The organism is Brevundimonas sp. NPDC090276, assembly GCF_044772165.1.
In the GTDB taxonomy this organism is placed as follows: domain Bacteria; phylum Pseudomonadota; class Alphaproteobacteria; order Caulobacterales; family Caulobacteraceae; genus Brevundimonas.
This window is the reverse complement of sequence record NZ_JBIVYK010000001.1, coordinates 442,111-460,105: the sequence shown is the minus strand read 5'-3', so window position 1 is coordinate 460,105 and position 17,995 is coordinate 442,111. Positions and strand designations below refer to the sequence as shown.

21 protein-coding genes are annotated in these 17,995 nt (G+C 68.8%); 9 read left to right on the top strand and 12 right to left on the bottom strand.

The genetic code is table 11. The features are described from left to right. Positions 1–2: 2 nt before the first annotated feature. The 5 genes from ACIQTU_RS02155 to ACIQTU_RS02135 all read right to left on the bottom strand — a co-directional run bounded on the left by ACIQTU_RS02155 (position 3) and on the right by ACIQTU_RS02135 (position 4,020). Positions 3–695 carry a CpaD family pilus assembly protein gene (locus ACIQTU_RS02155; protein WP_400541643.1) on the bottom strand — a complete coding sequence of 231 codons (693 nt, stop codon included), beginning with the start codon at positions 693–695 and terminating at the stop codon, positions 3–5. 5 nt (positions 696–700) lie between these two features. Beyond that, on the bottom strand, positions 701–2,128 hold the full coding sequence (locus tag ACIQTU_RS02150) for a type II and III secretion system protein family protein (protein ID WP_400541640.1): 1,428 nt from the start codon (positions 2,126–2,128) through the stop codon (positions 701–703). Positions 2,129–2,139: 11 nt separating this feature from the next. Next, positions 2,140–3,081: a Flp pilus assembly protein CpaB gene (gene cpaB / locus ACIQTU_RS02145; protein ID WP_400541637.1), complete on the bottom strand. Its 942-nt coding sequence runs from the start codon at positions 3,079–3,081 to the stop codon at positions 2,140–2,142. Between the two features lie 106 nt (positions 3,082–3,187). Then, positions 3,188–3,700, bottom strand: coding sequence for a prepilin peptidase (locus ACIQTU_RS02140; protein WP_400541634.1), 513 nt, complete (start codon positions 3,698–3,700; stop codon positions 3,188–3,190). Positions 3,701–3,819: 119 nt separating this feature from the next. Beyond that, the gene (locus ACIQTU_RS02135; RefSeq protein ID WP_400541631.1) at positions 3,820–4,020 is read right to left on the bottom strand and encodes a Flp family type IVb pilin; all 201 of its coding nucleotides are present in this window, start codon (positions 4,018–4,020) and stop codon (positions 3,820–3,822) included. A 285-nt stretch (positions 4,021–4,305) separates the two neighbouring features. Between ACIQTU_RS02135 and ACIQTU_RS02130 the strand changes: the two genes are divergently transcribed. The 3 genes from ACIQTU_RS02130 to ACIQTU_RS02120 are packed head-to-tail and all read left to right on the top strand — an operon-like array spanning position 4,306 to position 5,827. Continuing rightward, positions 4,306–4,701, top strand: coding sequence for a pilus assembly protein N-terminal domain-containing protein (locus ACIQTU_RS02130; RefSeq protein WP_400541628.1), 396 nt, complete (start codon positions 4,306–4,308; stop codon positions 4,699–4,701). A 5-nt stretch (positions 4,702–4,706) separates the two neighbouring features. Then, complete coding sequence (locus ACIQTU_RS02125) at positions 4,707–5,261, top strand: TadE/TadG family type IV pilus assembly protein (RefSeq protein WP_400541625.1); 555 nt, start codon at positions 4,707–4,709, stop codon at positions 5,259–5,261. Further along, positions 5,258–5,827 carry a TadE/TadG family type IV pilus assembly protein gene (locus tag ACIQTU_RS02120; RefSeq protein ID WP_400541622.1) on the top strand — a complete coding sequence of 190 codons (570 nt, stop codon included), beginning with the start codon at positions 5,258–5,260 and terminating at the stop codon, positions 5,825–5,827. Before ACIQTU_RS02125 ends, ACIQTU_RS02120 begins: the two co-directional genes overlap by 4 nt. Here ACIQTU_RS02120 and ACIQTU_RS02115 read toward each other — a convergent pair. The 4 genes from ACIQTU_RS02115 to ACIQTU_RS02100 are packed head-to-tail and all read right to left on the bottom strand — an operon-like array spanning position 5,824 to position 8,893. Continuing rightward, positions 5,824–7,146, bottom strand: coding sequence for an anthranilate synthase component I family protein (locus tag ACIQTU_RS02115; RefSeq protein WP_400541619.1), 1,323 nt, complete (start codon positions 7,144–7,146; stop codon positions 5,824–5,826). The two genes, ACIQTU_RS02120 and ACIQTU_RS02115, sit on opposite strands and share 4 nt — an antisense overlap. After that, complete coding sequence (locus ACIQTU_RS02110; protein WP_400541616.1) at positions 7,143–7,919, bottom strand: tyrosine-protein phosphatase; 777 nt, start codon at positions 7,917–7,919, stop codon at positions 7,143–7,145. Before ACIQTU_RS02110 ends, ACIQTU_RS02115 begins: the two co-directional genes overlap by 4 nt. 33 nt (positions 7,920–7,952) lie before the next feature. Then, a complete protein-coding gene (locus ACIQTU_RS02105; protein WP_400541613.1) occupies positions 7,953–8,267 on the bottom strand; it encodes a winged helix-turn-helix domain-containing protein in 315 nt (104 codons plus the stop codon). Further along, entirely contained in the window at positions 8,267–8,893 is a 627-nt protein-coding gene (locus ACIQTU_RS02100; protein WP_400541610.1) for a hypothetical protein, read from the bottom strand. Before ACIQTU_RS02100 ends, ACIQTU_RS02105 begins: the two co-directional genes overlap by 1 nt. A gap of 101 nt (positions 8,894–8,994) precedes the next feature. On the opposite strand from ACIQTU_RS02100, the gene ACIQTU_RS02095 reads away from it, so the two are divergent. Next, a complete protein-coding gene (locus tag ACIQTU_RS02095; RefSeq protein ID WP_400541607.1) occupies positions 8,995–9,741 on the top strand; it encodes an SAM-dependent methyltransferase in 747 nt (248 codons plus the stop codon). Between the two features lie 113 nt (positions 9,742–9,854). Here ACIQTU_RS02095 and ACIQTU_RS02090 read toward each other — a convergent pair whose 3' ends face one another. Then, positions 9,855–11,300 (bottom strand): AMP nucleosidase, encoded by a 1,446-nt coding sequence (locus ACIQTU_RS02090; RefSeq protein WP_400541604.1) that lies wholly within the window; start codon positions 11,298–11,300, stop codon positions 9,855–9,857. 110 nt (positions 11,301–11,410) lie between these two features. Here ACIQTU_RS02090 and ACIQTU_RS02085 point away from each other — a divergent pair, with 110 nt between their 5' ends. Then, the gene (locus ACIQTU_RS02085; RefSeq protein ID WP_400541601.1) at positions 11,411–11,938 is read left to right on the top strand and encodes an SRPBCC domain-containing protein; all 528 of its coding nucleotides are present in this window, start codon (positions 11,411–11,413) and stop codon (positions 11,936–11,938) included. Between the two features lie 4 nt (positions 11,939–11,942). Here the strand turns inward: ACIQTU_RS02085 and ACIQTU_RS02080 are convergent, their stop codons facing one another. Next, a complete protein-coding gene (locus ACIQTU_RS02080; protein WP_400541598.1) occupies positions 11,943–12,593 on the bottom strand; it encodes an alpha/beta hydrolase fold domain-containing protein in 651 nt (216 codons plus the stop codon). Positions 12,594–12,658: 65 nt separating this feature from the next. Beyond that, complete coding sequence (locus ACIQTU_RS02075; RefSeq protein ID WP_400541595.1) at positions 12,659–14,764, bottom strand: prolyl oligopeptidase family serine peptidase; 2,106 nt, start codon at positions 14,762–14,764, stop codon at positions 12,659–12,661. Positions 14,765–14,892: 128 nt separating this feature from the next. On the opposite strand from ACIQTU_RS02075, the gene ACIQTU_RS02070 reads away from it, so the two are divergent. The 4 genes from ACIQTU_RS02070 to murU are packed head-to-tail and all read left to right on the top strand — an operon-like array spanning position 14,893 to position 17,993. Then, on the top strand, positions 14,893–15,732 hold the full coding sequence (locus tag ACIQTU_RS02070; RefSeq protein ID WP_400541592.1) for a GNAT family N-acetyltransferase: 840 nt from the start codon (positions 14,893–14,895) through the stop codon (positions 15,730–15,732). After that, positions 15,729–16,190 (top strand): tRNA (adenosine(37)-N6)-threonylcarbamoyltransferase complex ATPase subunit type 1 TsaE, encoded by a 462-nt coding sequence (tsaE, locus tag ACIQTU_RS02065; RefSeq protein WP_400541589.1) that lies wholly within the window; start codon positions 15,729–15,731, stop codon positions 16,188–16,190. The genes ACIQTU_RS02070 and tsaE overlap by 4 nt, the downstream gene beginning before the upstream one ends. Continuing rightward, the gene (amgK, locus tag ACIQTU_RS02060) at positions 16,183–17,271 is read left to right on the top strand and encodes an N-acetylmuramate/N-acetylglucosamine kinase AmgK (RefSeq protein ID WP_400541586.1); all 1,089 of its coding nucleotides are present in this window, start codon (positions 16,183–16,185) and stop codon (positions 17,269–17,271) included. The genes tsaE and amgK overlap by 8 nt, the downstream gene beginning before the upstream one ends. Positions 17,272–17,300: 29 nt before the next feature. Beyond that, positions 17,301–17,993 carry an N-acetylmuramate alpha-1-phosphate uridylyltransferase MurU gene (gene murU / locus ACIQTU_RS02055; RefSeq protein ID WP_400543730.1) on the top strand — a complete coding sequence of 231 codons (693 nt, stop codon included), beginning with the start codon at positions 17,301–17,303 and terminating at the stop codon, positions 17,991–17,993. Positions 17,994–17,995: the final 2 nt, after the last annotated feature.

Genomic DNA, 17,995 nt, shown 5'->3' with positions numbered 1-17,995 from the left:
GATCAGTTCACCGCGCGCGAGATGCGCGCCTGGCTTATCAATTCTTCTCGCTCGGCCGCGGTCTGGTCGCCCTTGCGGTAGTCGTCGAACACTACGCTGCGGCGGCCGGAGTCGCTGGGCGTCATGGTGCGCGGCGAGACGATGTCGCGAGGATTGGCGATCTGGGCCGCCAGGTTGGCGTTGACCGCGCAGCCGAAGTTCGAGGCCGACTGATTGTCGCCGGTGCGGCCGAGACTGCCCCAGGCGGTTCCGCATTGGGGCACGACCGCACGAACCGTCTCGAACCCGACCAGGACCGGCGCGCGCGGGTCCGGCCCGGCGTAGCTGACCACGCGAACCCGATGATCGGGCGCTCCCGCGGCCACCAGGGCCGCCTTGACGTTCCAGGCCGCCTGATTGGCGACCGGATCCTCGCCGGCGGGAGCCTCGACCACCAGGGCCGAAGCGCCTTCGATGGCGAAGCGGCTGACCAGGGCGTTCAGCGCCGCCTGCTGGTTCGCCGACAGGCCGGTTTCGTGCACGGCCAGGGCGATGCGGTCCAGACCCGGCTCGACCTGAAGGCTGTAGCGCGAGGTCGGAATCAGCGGCGGCTCGCCGCCCAGGCTGGCGGGTGCGCCCATGCAGCCGGCCAGCGCCAGCCCGGCGAGCGCCAGGGCCGATGCCAGGGAGAGAAGGGATGGGGCGGAACGGGTCATGGCGTTCACTCGATCACATAGCCGACCGGCCCCTGCCATCCGGCGCCCGGCTGGGCGGAGGGGGCTGGCGAGCCATAGGCCTGGTTCAGTTGGCCGAAGAAGATTGTCTGAGCGTCGCTGGCGATGCGCAGACCGTCGGCGGGGGTCTGCAACCGGCCTGGCGCGGTGGGGTCGACCACATAGGCCTCCACGATGACCACCAGTTCCGTCTCGCCCATCAGATAGTCACGCGAGCGGAACAACTGGCCCAGCACCGGCAGGTTGGTGGCGCCCGGCAGGGCGTCCACCGTCTGGCGCGTCGATTCCTGAAGCAGGCCGGCGATCATCATCGATCCGCCCGACGGCAGTTCGACCGTATTCTCGCTGCGCCGCACCGAAAGGCCCGGCAGGGACACCGCCGACGGGGTGCCGGCGCCGATGGTCAGGCCGCCCTGCGGCGTCAACTCGGACACCTCGACCTTGACCTGCAGCGAGATGCGCCCCTCCGAAAGGACGATCGGACGGAAGCTGAGGCCGACGCCGAACGGCTTGTAGACGACCGTGATCTGGCCGTTCTGATCGCGCCCCGCCGGGACCGGAAACTCGCCGCCCGCCAGGAAGCTGGCGGCCTCACCGTTGACCGAGGTCAGGTTGGGCTCCGCCAGGGTGCGCACCAGGCCTACCCGTTCAAAGGCCTTGATCGTCGCCGACCCCCTGTTGAGCCCGTCAGAGCCGGGCTGCGTGCCGTTCAGTGTGGTGTCGCGCGAGACGCCGCCGGTGATCCCGCCCAACAGCCCGCCGTTCACGCCCCAGGTGGCGTTGTTGCCGAGCATGAAGCGCGTGTCGCCCAGCCGGCCGACGATGGCCTGGGTGTCGAAGCCCAGCTGTTTGATGGCGCTACGCTGCACCTCGACCACGCGAACCCTCAGGGTCACCTGGTCGGAACCGGCGACGCTGATCATGTTCATGACCTTGTCGGGGCTCGAGACGAAGGCGCGAGCGATCTGGGCGGCGCGGTCGGCCTCGGCCGGACTGGCGGCCGTGCCGGTCAGGATAATGCTGTCGTTGACGGCTTCGGCGCGCACGTTCGCGCCCGGCGCCACGCGGCTGAGCGTGTCCTGAAGCGCGCTGGTGCCGGCGTCGACGCGGACGCGCAAGGCCAGAATGGTGCGGCCGGCGGCGTCCAGGAAAACGGCGTCCGTCTCACCGGCCGCCAGGCCGATGACCGTGATGCGACGCGGCGAATGCAGCATGGCCTCGGCGACGCGAGGATTGGACACGATCACGTCGCGCGCGTCCGCCGGAAGGTCGACCGCAAAGGATGTTCCGCGCGGCAGGTTGATCATCCGCGGCGCCGAAGCGGCGACCTGGCCCTGAGCGTCCGCCTGCGGCGCCGAGGCGGCGGCGCCCAGCCCCAGTAGCGAGGCGCAGGCCACGGCGATCAGTCGGTTCATGGCAGGTTTCCTCATCGAACGACGACCGCCTCGGTCTGGCCTTCCCGATGGACGCGAACAATATTGGCGGCCTCGCTGCGGCGGGTCGCGGCCGCTGTCCGGCCCGACGGCCCGGCGGTGTCGGCGTAGGAGCGCAGCACCAGCGACAGGTCGCCCTCGGACTTGGCCAGGGCCAGAACCTCGGCGTCGGGACCGCTGACCTCCAGAGTGGCGGTTGCGCCGACCACGGCCTGAGCGTCGTCGGCCGCGCGCGTGGCCTGGTCAATGGCCAGAACCTTGACGTTCTGCATCACGGTGGCGGTGGCGAATTTCGCGGCGTCTCCGCCGCCAGGCGTCTTGACCTCGCGGGTCAGCAGCACGTCCGCGCGGTCACCAGGCAGGATGAAGCCGCCCGCGGCCGTCTCGACCGTGACGCGGATGGCCATGGCCCGCATGCCCGGTTCCAGATAGGCGGCCATGAAGCCGCTGTCGCCGGCGCGCACGATCTTGCGGGCGACGATGGGCTCTCCGGCCAGAATGGGTTCGCGAACAACGGCGCCGATGTAGTCGGCCTTGGCCCCGCCCGTCGCCATGTCGGTGGCGGCGCGGGTGACGCGCGCGGCGGCGTCCTCGGCCTTCTTGATCTTCTCGGCCTTGGCGTCCGCGGGCTTGGCCTCGGTTTCGCCTGCGGGCGCGGCGGCGCCCGGGACCGGCACGCTGCCGTCGGTGATGAAGACCGGATTGACCTCGGCGACCGGCCAATCCTTCCACGTCAGGTCAGCGTCGCTCAGGCGGCTGCCCGGCTCCAGATTCCTGGCGGCGACCAGGACCTTGGCCATAGGCACAGCCTCAACGGCGGCGACAGCGGTCGCGGCGGGCGCGCCGGACGACGAGCCCATGGCGCGAACCACCAGGGCCAGGCCAATGGCCGCTACGGCGGCGATACAGATGACGGCGATCTTGGCGGGCTTCATCGACGGTCTCCGGCGGGCGCGGCGACGTAAATTCGGTTGGTTCGCCCCTGCCGTTAACGATAGTGGCCGCCTTCGGTTAACACCCCCCTAAGCGCCGGGATGGCGCTCAGCCCCCGATGAAGGTCTGCACCAGGGGGCTGGCCGGGTAGGCCAGGGAAGCCCCGATCGCGATGGCCACGCCGTAGGGAACATCGCCCTTGGGCTCCATCAAGCGCGTCACCCAGATCGGGCCGTTGACGGCGTATACCTGCAGGTGAGCGCGGGCCAGGAGCAGCAGCAGGCACAGCCCCCCGCCCGCCATCGCCGTGAACAGCAAAAAGGGCGCAAGGCCCGACAGGCCCAGCCACAGGGTGACCGCAGCCATCAGCTTGGCGTCGCCGCCGCCCAGCCAGCGCAGGGCGAACAGGCCCGCCCCGACAAACAAGGCCACGACCGCCGCCCCAACGGACCAGCCCACGACCGACAGCGGCAATCCCACCGCCAGGGCCGCCGGAAAGAAGCCGAGGACCAGAAGCCCCGAAAGCCAGTTGGGGATCTTCATCGTGGTCAAGTCGTGCAGACCGGCGACGATCACCAGCACCGGCATGACGCCCAGGAGCGCAAAGGAAAGTTCGATCATGACGCGAGCATGGCCGCCATCCTTTAAGACCAGGTTTCCGGCCCTCGCCGTCTAGCGCGCAAAAAGAAATGGCCGGGCGTTTCCGCCCGGCCACCTCAAACAAAGCTGATTTCAGCCTATCAACCGCCGGCGGGCGGCGTTTCGGCCGGAGCCTCGCCGCCGATCATGTTGCCGATCGACGTGAACTTTTCACCCAGCTTGCCACCCACGGCGCCAATGCCGGCGATGATGACCACAGCCATCAGAGCAGCGATCAGGCCGTATTCAATGGCCGTAGCGCCGGATTCGTCTTGAGCGAAGTTCTTGATGAAGTTGCGCATGATATGTTTCCTTCGATTTCTAAGCGAGCAACAGTTCCACCACCAGGGTCACCGGTTTTGCCCGCTTGACCCCCGTTTGCATGACGAACATGCGCCAACGATCCTTAAGGTCGAGTAAAACGAAATATCCATCTCGGGATTATTGTTGGTTATTATACGTTTACTATGATTTTCACTCCTGCAAGCGCTGATCGCAAAGCCTTTCAGGAAATCTTGATCTTTAAAGTCGACCTTGCGTCCGTGCGATCACGCGCGCGCCTTTTCATGTCACCGGAGCTCTTCGCCATGCCCCGACACCTTCTACGCTCAGCCGCCGCGCTGCTGGCGGGCGCCGGCCTCGCCGTCGCGGCCTTCGCCGCCCAGGCCAGCCCGCTGAGCATCGAGGTCGACACCTCGACCCGGGTTCAACTGCGCGCGCCCGCCGGTTCGGTCATCGTGGCCAATCCCAAGATCGCCGACGTCACTGTGGTCGACGCCAATACGCTGTTCATCACCGGCAAGGGTTACGGCGTGACCGAGATCGTGGCGGTCGACACCCTCGGCCGGCCGCTGTTCCAGAGCCAGGTGGTGGTCAGCGCCGGCGCCACCGGCACGGTCCGGGTCTGGCGCGGCGCCGAGGCGACGGACATGGCCTGCGGCCTCAGTTGCTCGCCCAGCATCCGCACGCCTTCGGCGCCCTAGAAGACATGGCGCGCCGGCTTCAACGCGACACCAAGCGTCCGTCGTTCGCACGGCGGTTGATGCGCGCCCGCGACGGCTCCGCGGCGGTCGAGTTCGCCATGATCGCCCTGCCCTTCTTCATGTTGCTGTTCGCCATTCTCGAGATCGGCCTGATCTTGCTGCTCGACGCCGTGGTCGAGACCGCCGTGACTGACACCGGCCGCCTGGTCCGAACCGGCCAGGCCCAGATGCAGGCCGTGACCAAGGAGGCGATGATGAAGAAGTTCTGCTCCCAGATGAGCGTCTTCTCCGGCGACTGCCCGTCGCGCGCCTTCATGGACGTGCGCGTCGTCAATGGCTTCAGCAACCCGCTGGATGAGACCGATCCCCTGTTCACCGGCGCATTCGACGCCGGCAAGACCGACTTCAAGCCCGGCAAGCCGGGCGATCGCATCATGGTGCGCGTCTGGTACCGGCATCCGATCGTCACCCCCTTCCTGGCCCAAGCCCTATCTCGATCCAATGACGGCAAGATTCTGCTGACCACCACCATGGCCTTCCAGAACGAGCCATATCAATGACCCGGCGCGCTCCCGACATCCGTCCAGGCTTGATCCCGCGCCTGATCTCCGACCAGCGTGGCGTCTCGGCCGTCGAGTTCGCCCTGCTGGCCCCGCTCATGATCCTGATCTACTTCGGGCTGACCGAGTTCAGCCAAGCCTACATGGCCGAGCGCCGTGTCGGCCACACCGCGGCCATGGTCGCCGACCTGGTGGCGCAGAGCGGCAAGACCAGCACCGCGGATCTCGAGAGCGTAGCCGCCATCGGCCAGATGCTCATGAAACCCTTCCCCGCCGCCCCGCTGACGACGCGGATCTCCAGCGTGACCGTGGACGCCCAGGGCCGGGCCTGGGTCGACTGGAGCTACTCAAGCAACGCCAAGACCTTGAAGCCGCTCAGCAAGGCCGAGCCGATCACCGACCTGCCGTCCGGCCTGGCCAGCGACAAGGAAAGCCTGATCATCGGCGAAACTCGCTACGAGTATAAGTCGGCGTTCAAGGACGTCATACCTACGCTGACGACCTTCGGCCGCAAATACTACCTGCGCCCGCGCACCGTGAACCAGGTCATCTGCTCCGACTGCTAGACGCCGATCAGGGCCTCCTTCAGCGCCCGGACCTTGGCTTCGGTCTCCTCGCGCTCGGCGCGGGGATCGCTGTCGGCGACGATGCCGGCCCCCGCCAGGGCCCGCCAGCGCCAGCCCGCCCCATCCTGCTCGAATGAGGCCGTGCGGATCAGCACAGAGGCCGTCAGCGCCCCTTCTCCAGCCAGACCCAGGCCGAACAGCGAGCCACACCACGGCCCGCGCGGGGCCTCATGCCCGGCGATGACCTTCATGGCCTGATGCTTGGGGGCGCCGGTGATCGAGCCCGGCGGGAAGGTCGCCTCCAACACCTCGGCCGCCCCCACGCCGGGGGCCGCTGTCGCCGCTACGGTCGAGACCAGATGGTGCACGGTCGGGTGGCTCTCGACCGCGAACAACTGTTCGACCCGCACCGAGCCCGGGACCGCCGCCCTCGCCAGGTCGTTGCGCATCAGGTCGACGATCATCAGATTTTCGGCCCGGTCCTTGGCGCTGGCGACCAGCTCGGCGGCGCGCTCGGCATCGCGCGCGGGCTCCGCGTCGCGCGGCCGCGTGCCCTTGATCGGGCGCGTCTCGATACGGCCTGAGGCGGGATCGAAGGTCAGGAACAGCTCCGGCGAGTTCGACACCAGGGCCCGCCGCCCCAGCCGCCAGAAGGCGCCATAGGCCGCGCCGCGCTCGGCCGAGAGCCGCAGAAAGACCTCGAACGGGTCGCGCGTGGCCTCCAGCCGCCCGCTCCAGGCCCGGGCGATGTTGGCCTGAAACAGTTCGCCCGCCGCGATCCGGGCGACGACGTCAGCCACGGCGGTCTCATAGGCTTCGGGCGGGGCTTCGCCGGCAAAGGCGCCAGCCGGGGCGGAAGGGATCGACGGCGCGACCGCCTCGACCAGCCAACCTGCCGCGCGGCGCGCCTGCGTCTCCGCTTCTGCGGCATCCGCCCCGCGCCCGACCGCCAGCACCTCGCCCGCCGCATGATCAAAGCCCAGCAGGGCCGGATAACGGGCCAGCATCAGGTCGGGCCAGACCTCGGCCCGCGCCCCCGTCGCCGGCCGCGCCCCGGCGTCATAGCTCATCAGCCCGACCACCCCGCCGCCGAAAAAATCGGGATGGCGCAGGGCCTCGAAGGCCGCCGCGTCATCGACTGGGCCGACCCGCACCCGATCCGGCTCGCAGCCGACAAAGGACCAGCGCCCGCCGTGTGCGCCTGGATCGCCCGCCCCGGCCAGCAGGGCCAAAGCCCCCTCGCGCCGGTTCAGCCCGGCGGCGACCGCCAGCGGCTCGCTCCAGCCCAGCCGCGCAATATGGACGACCGGCAGGCTCATGCCGTCAGCCGCGCCCGGATACGCTCGGCCAGGGCCGCCTCCACGCCCAGGGCCTGTTCCAGATAGGCCGCGACCGAGCCATGTCGGGCCGTGATCTCGGCGAAGGCCCCGTCCAAATAATCAGCCTCCACGCCGAGGAAGGCGACCACCGCCCCGTGAGAGGCGGGGCGGCCCGTCATCTCGATCAGCTTCTTCGCGATGCCCTCGGCGCGGCCTTCCAGATCGACGGCGACATTGGTCAGCAGATAGTCGTTGATGAGGTCGTCGCGCGACACCCCCAGCAGGCTGTGGGTCAGCGCCGCCAGAAGGCCGGTGCGATCCTTGCCCGCCGCGCAGTGGATCAGCACCGGCCCCTCGCCCTCGGCCAGGGCGCGGAAATAGCGGGCGAACAGGTCCACATGCGCCGCCTCGAACGGCAGGCGGCGATAGGTGTCAGTCATGAAGGCCCGCCCCGAGGCCTCAGTCAGGTCGGCGGTCTTCAGGAAGGTGATATGCGGGGCCTCGCCGCCGTCGTCATGATGGCTCTCGATGACCTGCCCGGCCCAGCCGGCGGGTCGTCGCGACGGCTGGTCGCGCCGCTCGCTGGGCCGACGCAGATCGACCACGACAGCGAGGTTCAGCGCCGCCAGCGCCTCCAGATCAGCCCCCGTGGCCCGCGCCTGATGCGCCGAGCGATACAGGCGCCCGCGCGCGATCCGGGCGCCGCCGGCGGCGTAGCCCCCGTAGTCGCGAAAGTTGTCGATAGCCTGAAACGGCGAAAGGCGGTCGCTCATGACCGCCTTCCTTAGACTATTCACCGATCAAGGCTACCGGGCGCCGACCAGACCGGACATGGCGTCCAGATAGGCGACGAAGGCGTCGCGTCCAGCCTCGGTCATGGTCGCCCGCGTCAGGGGCTTTCGCCCCTGAAAACTCTTGGCCACCTCGACAAAGCCCGCCTCCTCCAGCTTGCGCAAGTGCACCGACAGATTGCCGTCCGTGGCCTGCAGCCGGGTCTTCAGTTCGTTGAAGTCGGCGGTCCCGACGCCCGACAGATAGGCCATGATCCCCAGACGCACGCGCCCATGGATCACCTCGTCGATGCGGCCGATGTCGAAGGCGTCAGCCGTATCCGAGGCCATCAGATCACCTCCGACGGTTCCTGTCGCACCAGCAGGACGCCGGGCAGCAGGGCGAACAGGAACAGTCCCGCCGCATAGGCCAGCCACATCAACGGACTGCCGGTCAGGAAGGCGATCAGGGGCGCAGCGATCCAGCAGGCGATGGCCAGTTTCCATTGCCATTTCTGGTCGCTCATGGTCGCCGATACCGCCCAGCCCGAGCCATAGAGAGCGAAGATCAGCGAGGGAAAGATCAGGGACGGGATGGAACTCTGCACCTTCCAACCGATCACCGCCATCGACAGCGCCATGACGAAGATGCCGAGACCGACGCCCATCCAGCCTGCGCCCGACGCCCGATTGGCGGCCGACTGGGCGCCAGGTTTGCGGTCGGTTTTCCGGATCCGCCAGGCGAGGATGACGAAGAAGATCAGCATCGCCCCGCCCCACAAGAAGGCATAGGCGACGGGCGGAACATTGAGGATTCCACTGTCGATGCCGTAGGCGACAATCGAAGCCAGGCCGAAAACTATGCCAGCAGAAATCAGGATCGACCCGCCCAGCAGCGGGGCCTGCCGCCCCTCCTGAGCCAGAGCCTTCATATAGGCGATGTCGTCGTGAACGGACTGCACTTGGTCGCGGGTCATGGCGTTTCTCCCTGCCTGTTGACCGGACAGTGCGCCAAGCACTTTACGTTGTAAAGTTCTTTTTCTGAGACGAAGCGCGCGACGCATGTCAGGCCTTGGCCATGCGAGTCGCCTTTCACCACATCGCCTACCGCCCCCTGATCGTCTGCAACGCCCTGTCGATCGACCGGCTGGAAGCAACCGTGCGTCAGGCCGGGCTGAAGCCGGGCGCGACGGTCATGGACATCGGCTGCGCCTATGGTGAGGTGTCGATGCATCTGGCCCGCGTACTCGACGCCGCCGTCACGGCCGTCGAACTGGACCCGGTCATGGCCGAGGGCGCAGAGACGCGGATCGCTTCGGCGGGGCTGACGGACCGGATCAGGGTGCGGCGCGAAACCTCGGCGGCGGCGCTGGCGGCGCTTCCGCCCCTCGACCTGATCATCGCCCTCGGCACAACCGAGCCAGCGGGCAAGGGCCTGCGCGAACCCGCCGCTGTCTTCGCCGCCCTGAGCCAGCACCTGACGCCGAATGGCTTCCTTCTATGGGGCGACCTGTTCTGGAAAGACGAACCGCCCGCCCCGCTGCGCCAACTCGTCGAGACCGGCGGCTACTACGTCAGCCATGACGAGTGGCAGACCGCCGCCCGCGAGACGGGGCTTGAGGTCGTCTCAGCGCAAATCTCCGATGACGCCGAATGGGCCGCCTATCGCACGGCGATGGAGACGGCCATCGCCGACTGGCTGGACGCCCATCCCGACCACGTCGACGCCCCGACGATCGCCGCCACCGCCCACCGCATCAAGATGATGCTCGACTTCGGCGCCGACTACCTCGGCTTCGGCCTCTACCTGTTCCGCAAGGGCTGACCCAACAGAAAAGGGCGCCCGGAGAAATCCCCTGACGCCCTTTCCACTATTCGCTGTCGCCCCGCGCTCAAGCAGCGAGCCGCCGCGCGGCGAGCGATAGCGCCCTTCTCTTCCTACCTGAAAGGCGGTTCGTCGAAGGCGCGCAGCTTGCGCGAGTGCAGCTTGGCGCCCTCGGCCCGCAGCAGGTCGACGGCCTGGATGCCGATCTGCAGGTGCTCCGAGATCGAGCCCTCATAGAAGCGGTTGGCCTGGCCCGGCAGCTTGATCTCGCCGTGCAGCGGCTTGTCCGAGACGCACAGAAGGGTCCCGTAGGGCACGCGGAAGCGATAGCCCTGGGCGGCGATGGTGGCCGATTCCATGTCGATGGCGACGGCGCGGCTCTGGTTGAACCGCAGGGCCGACTTGGAATAGCGCAGCTCCCAGTTGCGGTCGTCGGTGGTGACGACCGTGCCGGTGCGCAGCCGCTTCTTGACCTCTTCGCCCGGCGCGCCCGACACCAGCTTGGTCGCGTCGTAGAGGGCGCGCTGCACCTCGGCGATATTCGGCACCGGAATGTCGGCGGGCAGGACCGCGTCCAGCACGTGGTCGTCGCGCAGGTAGGCGTGAGCCAGGACATAGTCGCCGATGGTCTGGCTGGCGCGCAGGCCGCCGCAGTGGCCGATCATCATCCAGGCGTGCGGTCGGGTGACGGCCAGGTGGTCGCAGATGGTCTTGGCGTTCGACGGCCCAACCCCGATGTTGACCAGGGTGATGCCCTGACCGTCGGCGCGCGTCAGGTGGTAGGCGGGCATCTGGTGGCGACGCCAGGCGGCGTCCATGATGGCGACTTCGGGGTTCGGCGTGGCGCGATCGATGACCACGCCGCCGGCGCAGGACAGGGTCTCATAGGGGCTGTCCGGGTCGGCCAGTTGAGCGCAGGCCCAGCGCACGAACTCATCGACGTAGCGGTGATAGTTGGTGAACAGGACATAGGACTGCACGTCCTCGACCGGGGTGCCGGTGTAATGGCGCAGTCGGGCCAGCGAGAAGTCGGTGCGCAGGCCGTCGAACTGGGCCAGGGGGAAGTCCTCGCCCGGCTCGAACAGGCCGTCCGAGATCTCGTCGCCGATGTGGGCCAGGTCCGTGGTCGGGAACCAGCGGGCGATGGCCGCCGTCATGGTGCTGTCCAGCGCCACGCCGGACCCGTCCAGCACATAGGGGAAGGGGATTTCCTGATCCGACGGTTCGACCGTGATGGTGACGCCGAACTCGGTCGCCAGCAGGGTCAGCTGCTCCAGCAGATAGTCGCGGTACAGGTCAGGGCGGGTGACGGTGGTCGTATAAACGCCGGGCCGCGACAGGCGGGCGAAGGCCCGCATTTCCAGGTCGTGGGGACGGTCGCCGAACCAGCTGACGGTCAGTCGCGGATAGGCGAACAGGCCGGCGGCCCGCGCTTCGGGATCGGCGCGCTCGCCGGTCTCGAGGAAGCGCTTCACTGCGGTGCGCAGATTGGCGACGGATTGATTGTAGAGGGTTTCGAGGCGGTCCAGCGCCGCCTGGGGGGTCATCTTGTCTGTCATGACTTCCTCTAGCGGAAAACCGTGACCATGGCGAGACGGGGGAAACACAAGGATACGACTGTTGACCGGCGGCGTCAGACAGGGTTCCGCTGCCAGCAGGAGGATCATCCATGTCCAGACGCCTGATTTCCGTCGCCGCCGCCTTGCTGGCGCTCTGCGCCGCGCCCGCCCACGCCGAGGTCAAGTCGGCGACGCCCGGCGGTTTCGCGGTCGGCGGCGCGGTGACGATCAGCGCCCCGCCCGCCCGCGTCTGGGCCGTGCTGACCGCGCCCGACGCCTGGTGGAGCCGCGACCACCGCTGGTTCAAAAACTCGAGCCTGTCGCTGGACCTGTCGCCCGGCGGCTGCTGGTGCGAGACGGCGGCGGACGGTCGCGTCTCGCGTCATCTGGAAACGGCCCTGGTCGAGCCAGGGTCAAAGCTGGTCCTGCGCGGCGGGCTGGGGCCGCTGCAGGGTCAGGGCGCGGCCGGCGGCCTGACCTTCGACATCAAGGCCGAGGGCGAAGGCAGCGTCCTGACCTGGTCCTACATCGTCGGCGGCTATGCGCCCGGCGGGCTGGAACCCTGGGCGGCGCCGGTCGACGGCGTCCTGTCGGCGCAGATCGCCAGCCTCAAGACCCGCGCCGAGACCGCCGACTGAGGCCCTACTCCAGGGCGCCGCGCAGGAAGGCGATCGCGCCCGCCCTGTCGCCCGCCGCCCCGCGCCAGACCGGCGCCGCGTCGCTGGCCCCGCCATAGGCCGAAGGATCGGTGAAGGTGGCGTCCGGCCGTTCGGGCGCGCCCAGGGCCGCTGCGGCGCGCACGGCGCCGGGCGCTCCGGCCGCCGCCAGATAGCGCCGGTCCAGCGCCAGCATCAGGGCGGCGCGCCCGCCATCGCCCGCGCCCAGAACGCCGAGGCGCCGCGCGTCTCCGCCGAGGTCCTCGGCCCGCCACGCCGCCCAGGCGACGGCCGCCGCCGCATCAGTGATGAAGGCCGGATAGGGGCTGCCCGGCGCCGCGCGCCGGTCGGCCAGAACCACGACGAAGCCCTGCCCGGCCAGATCCCGCGCCGACCGCTCGTCGGACTCTCCAGGCGCGCCCTCGGGCAACAGGACCAGGATCGGCAGCCCCCGCGCCCGCGCCGGACGATGCAGGCTCAGCCTCTGGCGCGGATCGGCGCCATAGGCCGCACGCGCCGTGCGCCAACCGGGCGGCCCCAGCGGCGCAGGCGTCACGCCACCCGGCCCCACCAACGGGGCGCAGGCCGCCGTCGCCACGGTCGCCAGCAGGGGCGCCAGAAGCCCTCGTCGCGTCATCCTCACCCCCCCCAAAGCAGAAAGGGCGCGGCCCTTGCGAACCGCGCCCCGGAAGTCGTCCGACCTTACTTGGCCAGATACTTGTCCAGCCAGCCGAACACCTCGTTGTGCCATTGCAGGCTGTTGGCCGGCTTCAGCACCCAGTGGTTCTCATTGGGGAAGAAGACCAGTCGGCTGTCGATGCCGCGGCGTTGCAGGGCGGTATAGGTCGACAGGCCCTGGGCCGTCGGGATGCGGTAATCGAGGTCGCCCTGGACCACCAGCATCGGCGTCTTCCAGTTCTGCACGTGGTTGGCCGGATTGAACTTCTGATAGCCCTCCGGGTTTTCCCACGGCGTGCCGCCGTATTCCCACTCGGTGAACCACAGCTCCTCGGTCGAATAGCCCATGCCGAAGGTGTCGAAGACGCCGTCATGGTTGACCAGGCACTTGAACGCGTCCGACCAGTTGCCGGCGATCCAGTTGATCATGTAGCCGCCGTAGGAGGCGCCCAGAGCACAGGCGTTATTCCCATCGAGGAAGCCGTACTTGGCCTGGGCCGCGGCCCAGCCCTTCTGCAGGTCTTCCAGCGGGCGGTCGCCCCAGTGTTGGCTGATGGCGTCGGTGAATTCCTGACCGTAACCGGTCGAGCCGTGGAAATCGATCATCACCACCGCATAGCCCGCGCCCGCATAGGTCTCGGGGTTCCAGCGGTAGGACCAGCTATTGCCGAACGAGCCCTGCGGTCCGCCATGGATCAGGAAGGCGACCGGATACTTCTGACCCTCGACATAGTTGGCGGGCTTGATGACGAAGCCGTGGACCGTCTCGTCGTTCCAGCCGGGGAAGCTGAACTGCTCGGCTGCGCCAAAGGCCTTACCGGCCAATTGCGGGTTCACATTGGTCAGGCGGCGCGGCATCTCGCGACCGCGCCAGGTCTTGAAATAGAGGTCGGCGGGCGAGGTCAGGGTGTCGACCGACATGACGAAGCCCGCGGGCGTCTGCTGGAAGGCGCCGACATGGCCTTCGCCCGTCAGCGGCATGACCGAGCCGTTGCGCGTGTCGATGGCGAACAGGCGGGTCTGACCGACGTCGCCGGCGGTTGTGTAGAGGGTCTTGCCGTCCTTCGACCATTGCAGGCCGTCGGCCGAACGATCCCAGTTGGCCGCGATCTGGCGCGTCTGGCCGGTGGCCACGTCACGCAGGAAGATCGAATACTTGTCGGCCTCGAAGCCCGGACGGGCCATGGCGCGATAGGCCAGGGTCTGGCCGTCCGGCGAGAAGACCGGGCCGGTGTCCCAGGCCGGGTTGGATTCGGTCAGGTTGGTCAGTTGGCCGGGCGCCGAAACCGCGACGCTGTAGAGGTCGAAATTGGTGCTCCACGGCTCGCTCTTGCCCGCGTGACGCGCCGAGAAGACCAGCGACTTGCCGTCGGGAGCGAAGACGAACTCGCTCTCGTCGCCGAACGGCTTGGAGGGGGTGTCGCCGTCAAAGCCCTTGGTGACCCAGACCGGATCGCCGCCCGCCTTGCCGTCCGCGCCGATCGACTGGACGAAGAGGTGGTTCTGGGTGTGGTCGCTCCAGGTGTCCCAGTGGCGCACGAACATCCGGTCATAGACCTGACCCGTCGACTTCACCTCGGCGGCGGCCTTGGCGCGCTCGACCGAGGCGGTCAGGTTAGGCGCCTCGGGATAGACGGCCAGGGACACGGCCACCGCGTCGCCCGCGTCATTGACCCGGTAGGCGTTGACGTCGGTCGGCAGGTTGGTGACCTGGGTCGCCGTCGCGCCCTTGTCGGGCGAGACCCAGACCTGGCTCGAGCCCGAACGGCCCGACAGGAAGTAGAGCTTGCCGTCGGCGCCCCAGCGCGCGGTGTTGGCGCCGCCCTCGGAAATGGCCAGCTTCTGCGGCTGCCCCTCGCCCTTCAGGCTCAGGATGTAGAGGGCGCTGGAGCGACGGTTGGCCGTCACGTCCGTCTGGGTCAGCGAATAGACCACCCAGTCGCCGTCCGGCGACACCTGCGGATCACCCAGCCGGTTGGCCGAAATCATGTCCTGATAGGTGAAGGCGTTGCTGGCCGCTGGCGCCGAGACTGCGGCGGGCGCGGGTGCCTCGGCCAGGGCCGGCAGGGCCGAGGCCGTCAGCAGGGCGACGGCGCTGAGGCCGCTCAGAAGATGGGGCAGGTGACGCATGGGCGATGATCCTCTCGGGCTTCGCGGAATTCTTGGCCGCAGGCGTAGCACCGGCGGCGACGGCGTCAAACCCGCGATCATGGCCAGGACCGCTTGCCGCCATCGTCGCGAGCGGCGACAAGCAGGGCATGAGTCCCACCGCCCCTCATATCGTCGACGTGCTGATCGCCGAACGCGCGCCGCGCCTGACGCGCTCCGCCGCCTGGCCGCTGGTCCGCCCCGCTCTTTACGGCCTGCTGGACTACGCCAAGGCCCGGCGCATGGCCGACGCCATCGGCCCGATGGGCGGCCGCCAGGCGCTGGACTATGTCTCCGACCTGCTGGAGCTGACGGTCGAGACACAGAACCTCGACCGCCTGCCCGCCACGGGCCGCTGCCTGGTCATCTGCAACCACCCGACCGGCATCGCCGACGGCCTGGCCGTGCACGACGCCCTGCGCACCGTGCGGAACGACCTGATCTATTTCGCCAACGCCGACGCGCTTCGCGTCTCGCCGCGTCTGTCGGAAACCGTCGTCCCCGTCGAATGGGTCACGGCCAAGCGCACCCGCGAAAAGACCCGCGCCACCCTGCTGTCGGCGAAAGAAGCCTTCGAGGCCGAACGTTGCGTCGTCATGTTCCCCGCCGGGCGTCTGGCCCGTGTAGACGAGCAAGGCCGGCTGACCGATCCCGAATGGGCCACAACGGCGGCGTCGCTGGCGCGCAAGTACGAGGCCCCGGTCATCCCCATCCATGTCGCCGGGCCGTCCAGCCGCCTCTTCCACCTGTTCGACCGCTTCTCGCAGGAACTGCGCGACATCACCCTCTTCCACGAACTGCTGAACAAGCAGGGGCGCGAGTTCGACCTCAGCGTCGGCCATCCCATTCCGTCCGAACGGCTCGACATCGACGCCGCCCGCGCCACCGAGGCGCTCAAGACCTTTGTCGAGCGCGTCCTCTCGACCAACCCCGACGCGGTGTTCGCATGACGACCTTCGCCCTTCCTGACGCCGAGGCCACCACCCGTCTGGGCCAGGCCATCGCCCCCCTGCTGGAACCCGGCGAATCCGTCCTGCTCTACGGCCCGCTCGGCATGGGCAAGTCGACCCTGGCCCGCGGCCTGATCCGCGCCCTGACCTCGCCCGACGAGGACGTGCCCAGCCCCACCTTCACCCTGGTCCAGTTCTATGAGAGCGACCCGCCGGTCGCTCACTTCGACCTCTATCGCCTGACCCGCCCCGAAGAAGCCTTCGAGATCGGTCTGGACGAGGCCCTGGACGAAGGCTGCGCCCTGATCGAGTGGCCCGAGCGTCTGGGCGAAGACCCCGGCCGGATGCTGGGTCCCGACCGACTGCACATCACCATCGCCGAAGACGGCGAAGGCCGCCTTGCGACCGTATCTGGCGCAGGCGCGTGGGAAGCGAAACTGAAGGAAGTCCATGTCTGACCGCGAAGCCCTCCGTCTCGATTTTCTGCGCTCGGCCGGTCTGGCCGAGGCCGTCCGCGCGCCCTTGCCCGGCGACGCCTCGACGCGCCGCTATGAGCGGCTGACCACGGCCTCCGGCGCCACCCTGATGCTGATGGATCAGGCCCCCGCCGCCGAGAGCCAGCCCTGCGATCCGTCGTGGACGCCGGAACAACGCCACGCCCACGGCTGGAACGCCGTCGCCCGCCTGTCCGCCGGCCGCATCGAGGCCTTCGCCGCCGTCGCCGCCCATCTTAAGTCGCTGGGCCTGTCGGCGCCCGAGATCGTCGCCGTCGATGCGCCGAACGGTCTGGCCGTGATCGAGGACTTCGGCGACGCCCTGTTCGCCAACGTGATCGCTAAAGGCGCCGAGGAGGCCCCGCTTTATCGCGCCGCTATCGAGGTCCTGGCCGTCCTGCACGCCGCCCCGACGCCGGAAGTCCTGACGGGAGCGGCGGGCGACTGGCCCCTGCTGACCTATGACCAGACGGCGCTGCAAGGCGGGGCCGACCTGTTCGTCGAATGGCTGCCGAAACTGATCCCGTCGCTGGCCTTCAATGATGACGCCGTCGCCGAATGGCGCGCCGTCTGGGCCCCGATCACGGCGGCGGGCGAGGCGGGCGCCGCTGTCATGGCTCACCGCGACTATCACGCCGAGAACCTGATCCGCCTGGACGGCAAGACGGGCGCCGCCTCGGTCGGCCTGATCGACTTCCAGGACGCGGTGAAGGCCCACCCGTCATGGGACCTCCACTCCCTGTTGCAGGACGCCCGCCGAGACGTCTCGCCCGAGTTGGAAGCCCTCGCGCTCAACCACTATTTCGCCCTGCGCCCCGAAACCGACCGCGAGGCCTTCATGGCCGCCTACGCCGGTCTGGCTGCGCTGAACGAGGCGCGCATCCTCGGCATCTTCGCCCGCCTGATCGCCCGCGACGCCAAGCCGAAGTACGCCGCCTTCATGCCCCGCATGTGGGCTCACCTGAACGCCAACCTGAAGGCGCCGGGCCTCGAAGCCGTCGCCGCCTGGATGGACCGCCATGTGCCGGAGGATGTGCGTCGATGACCGCCCCTGCCACCGCCCCCAAGACCGCCATGGTCCTCGCCGCCGGGCTCGGCACGCGGATGCGCCCCCTGACCAACGACCGGCCCAAGGCCCTGGTCGAGGTGGCTGGCCGCGCCCTGATCGACCACGTCCTCGACCGGCTGGCCGAGGCGGGCGTCACCCAGGCCGTGGTCAATGTCCACTGGTTCGCCGACCGGCTGGAAAGCCATCTGGCCGCCCGCACCCGTCCCGCCATCGCCATCTCAGATGAACGCGCCGAACTGCTGGAAACCGGCGGTGGGCTGAAGAAGGCGCAGCCCCTCCTCGGCGACGAGCCCGTCTTCGTGGCCAATATCGACAGCGTCTGGATCGACCGCGGCGACGCCCTCGCAGACCTGATCCGCCTGTGGGACCCCGAGCGCATGGACGCCGCCCTGCTGCTGGCTCGCCGCGAGGGTTCCATCGGCTTCGAGGGCGGCGGCGACTTCTTCCTGGCCGACGACGGCCAACTGACCTTCCGGGGCGAGGCCGCCTCCGCCCCCTTCGCCTATATGGGCGTCCACATCACCCGCCCCGACTACGCCGATGCCGGTCCCGACGGCGCCTTCTCGCTCAGCCCCCTGTGGCGCCGATCCGCCGCCGAGGGCCGCCTGTACGGCTGCGTGCTGGACGGCGACTGGATGCACGTCGGCGATCCACAGGCCCGCGACGAGGCCGAAGCGCGACTGAAGGACGAAGGCTGACC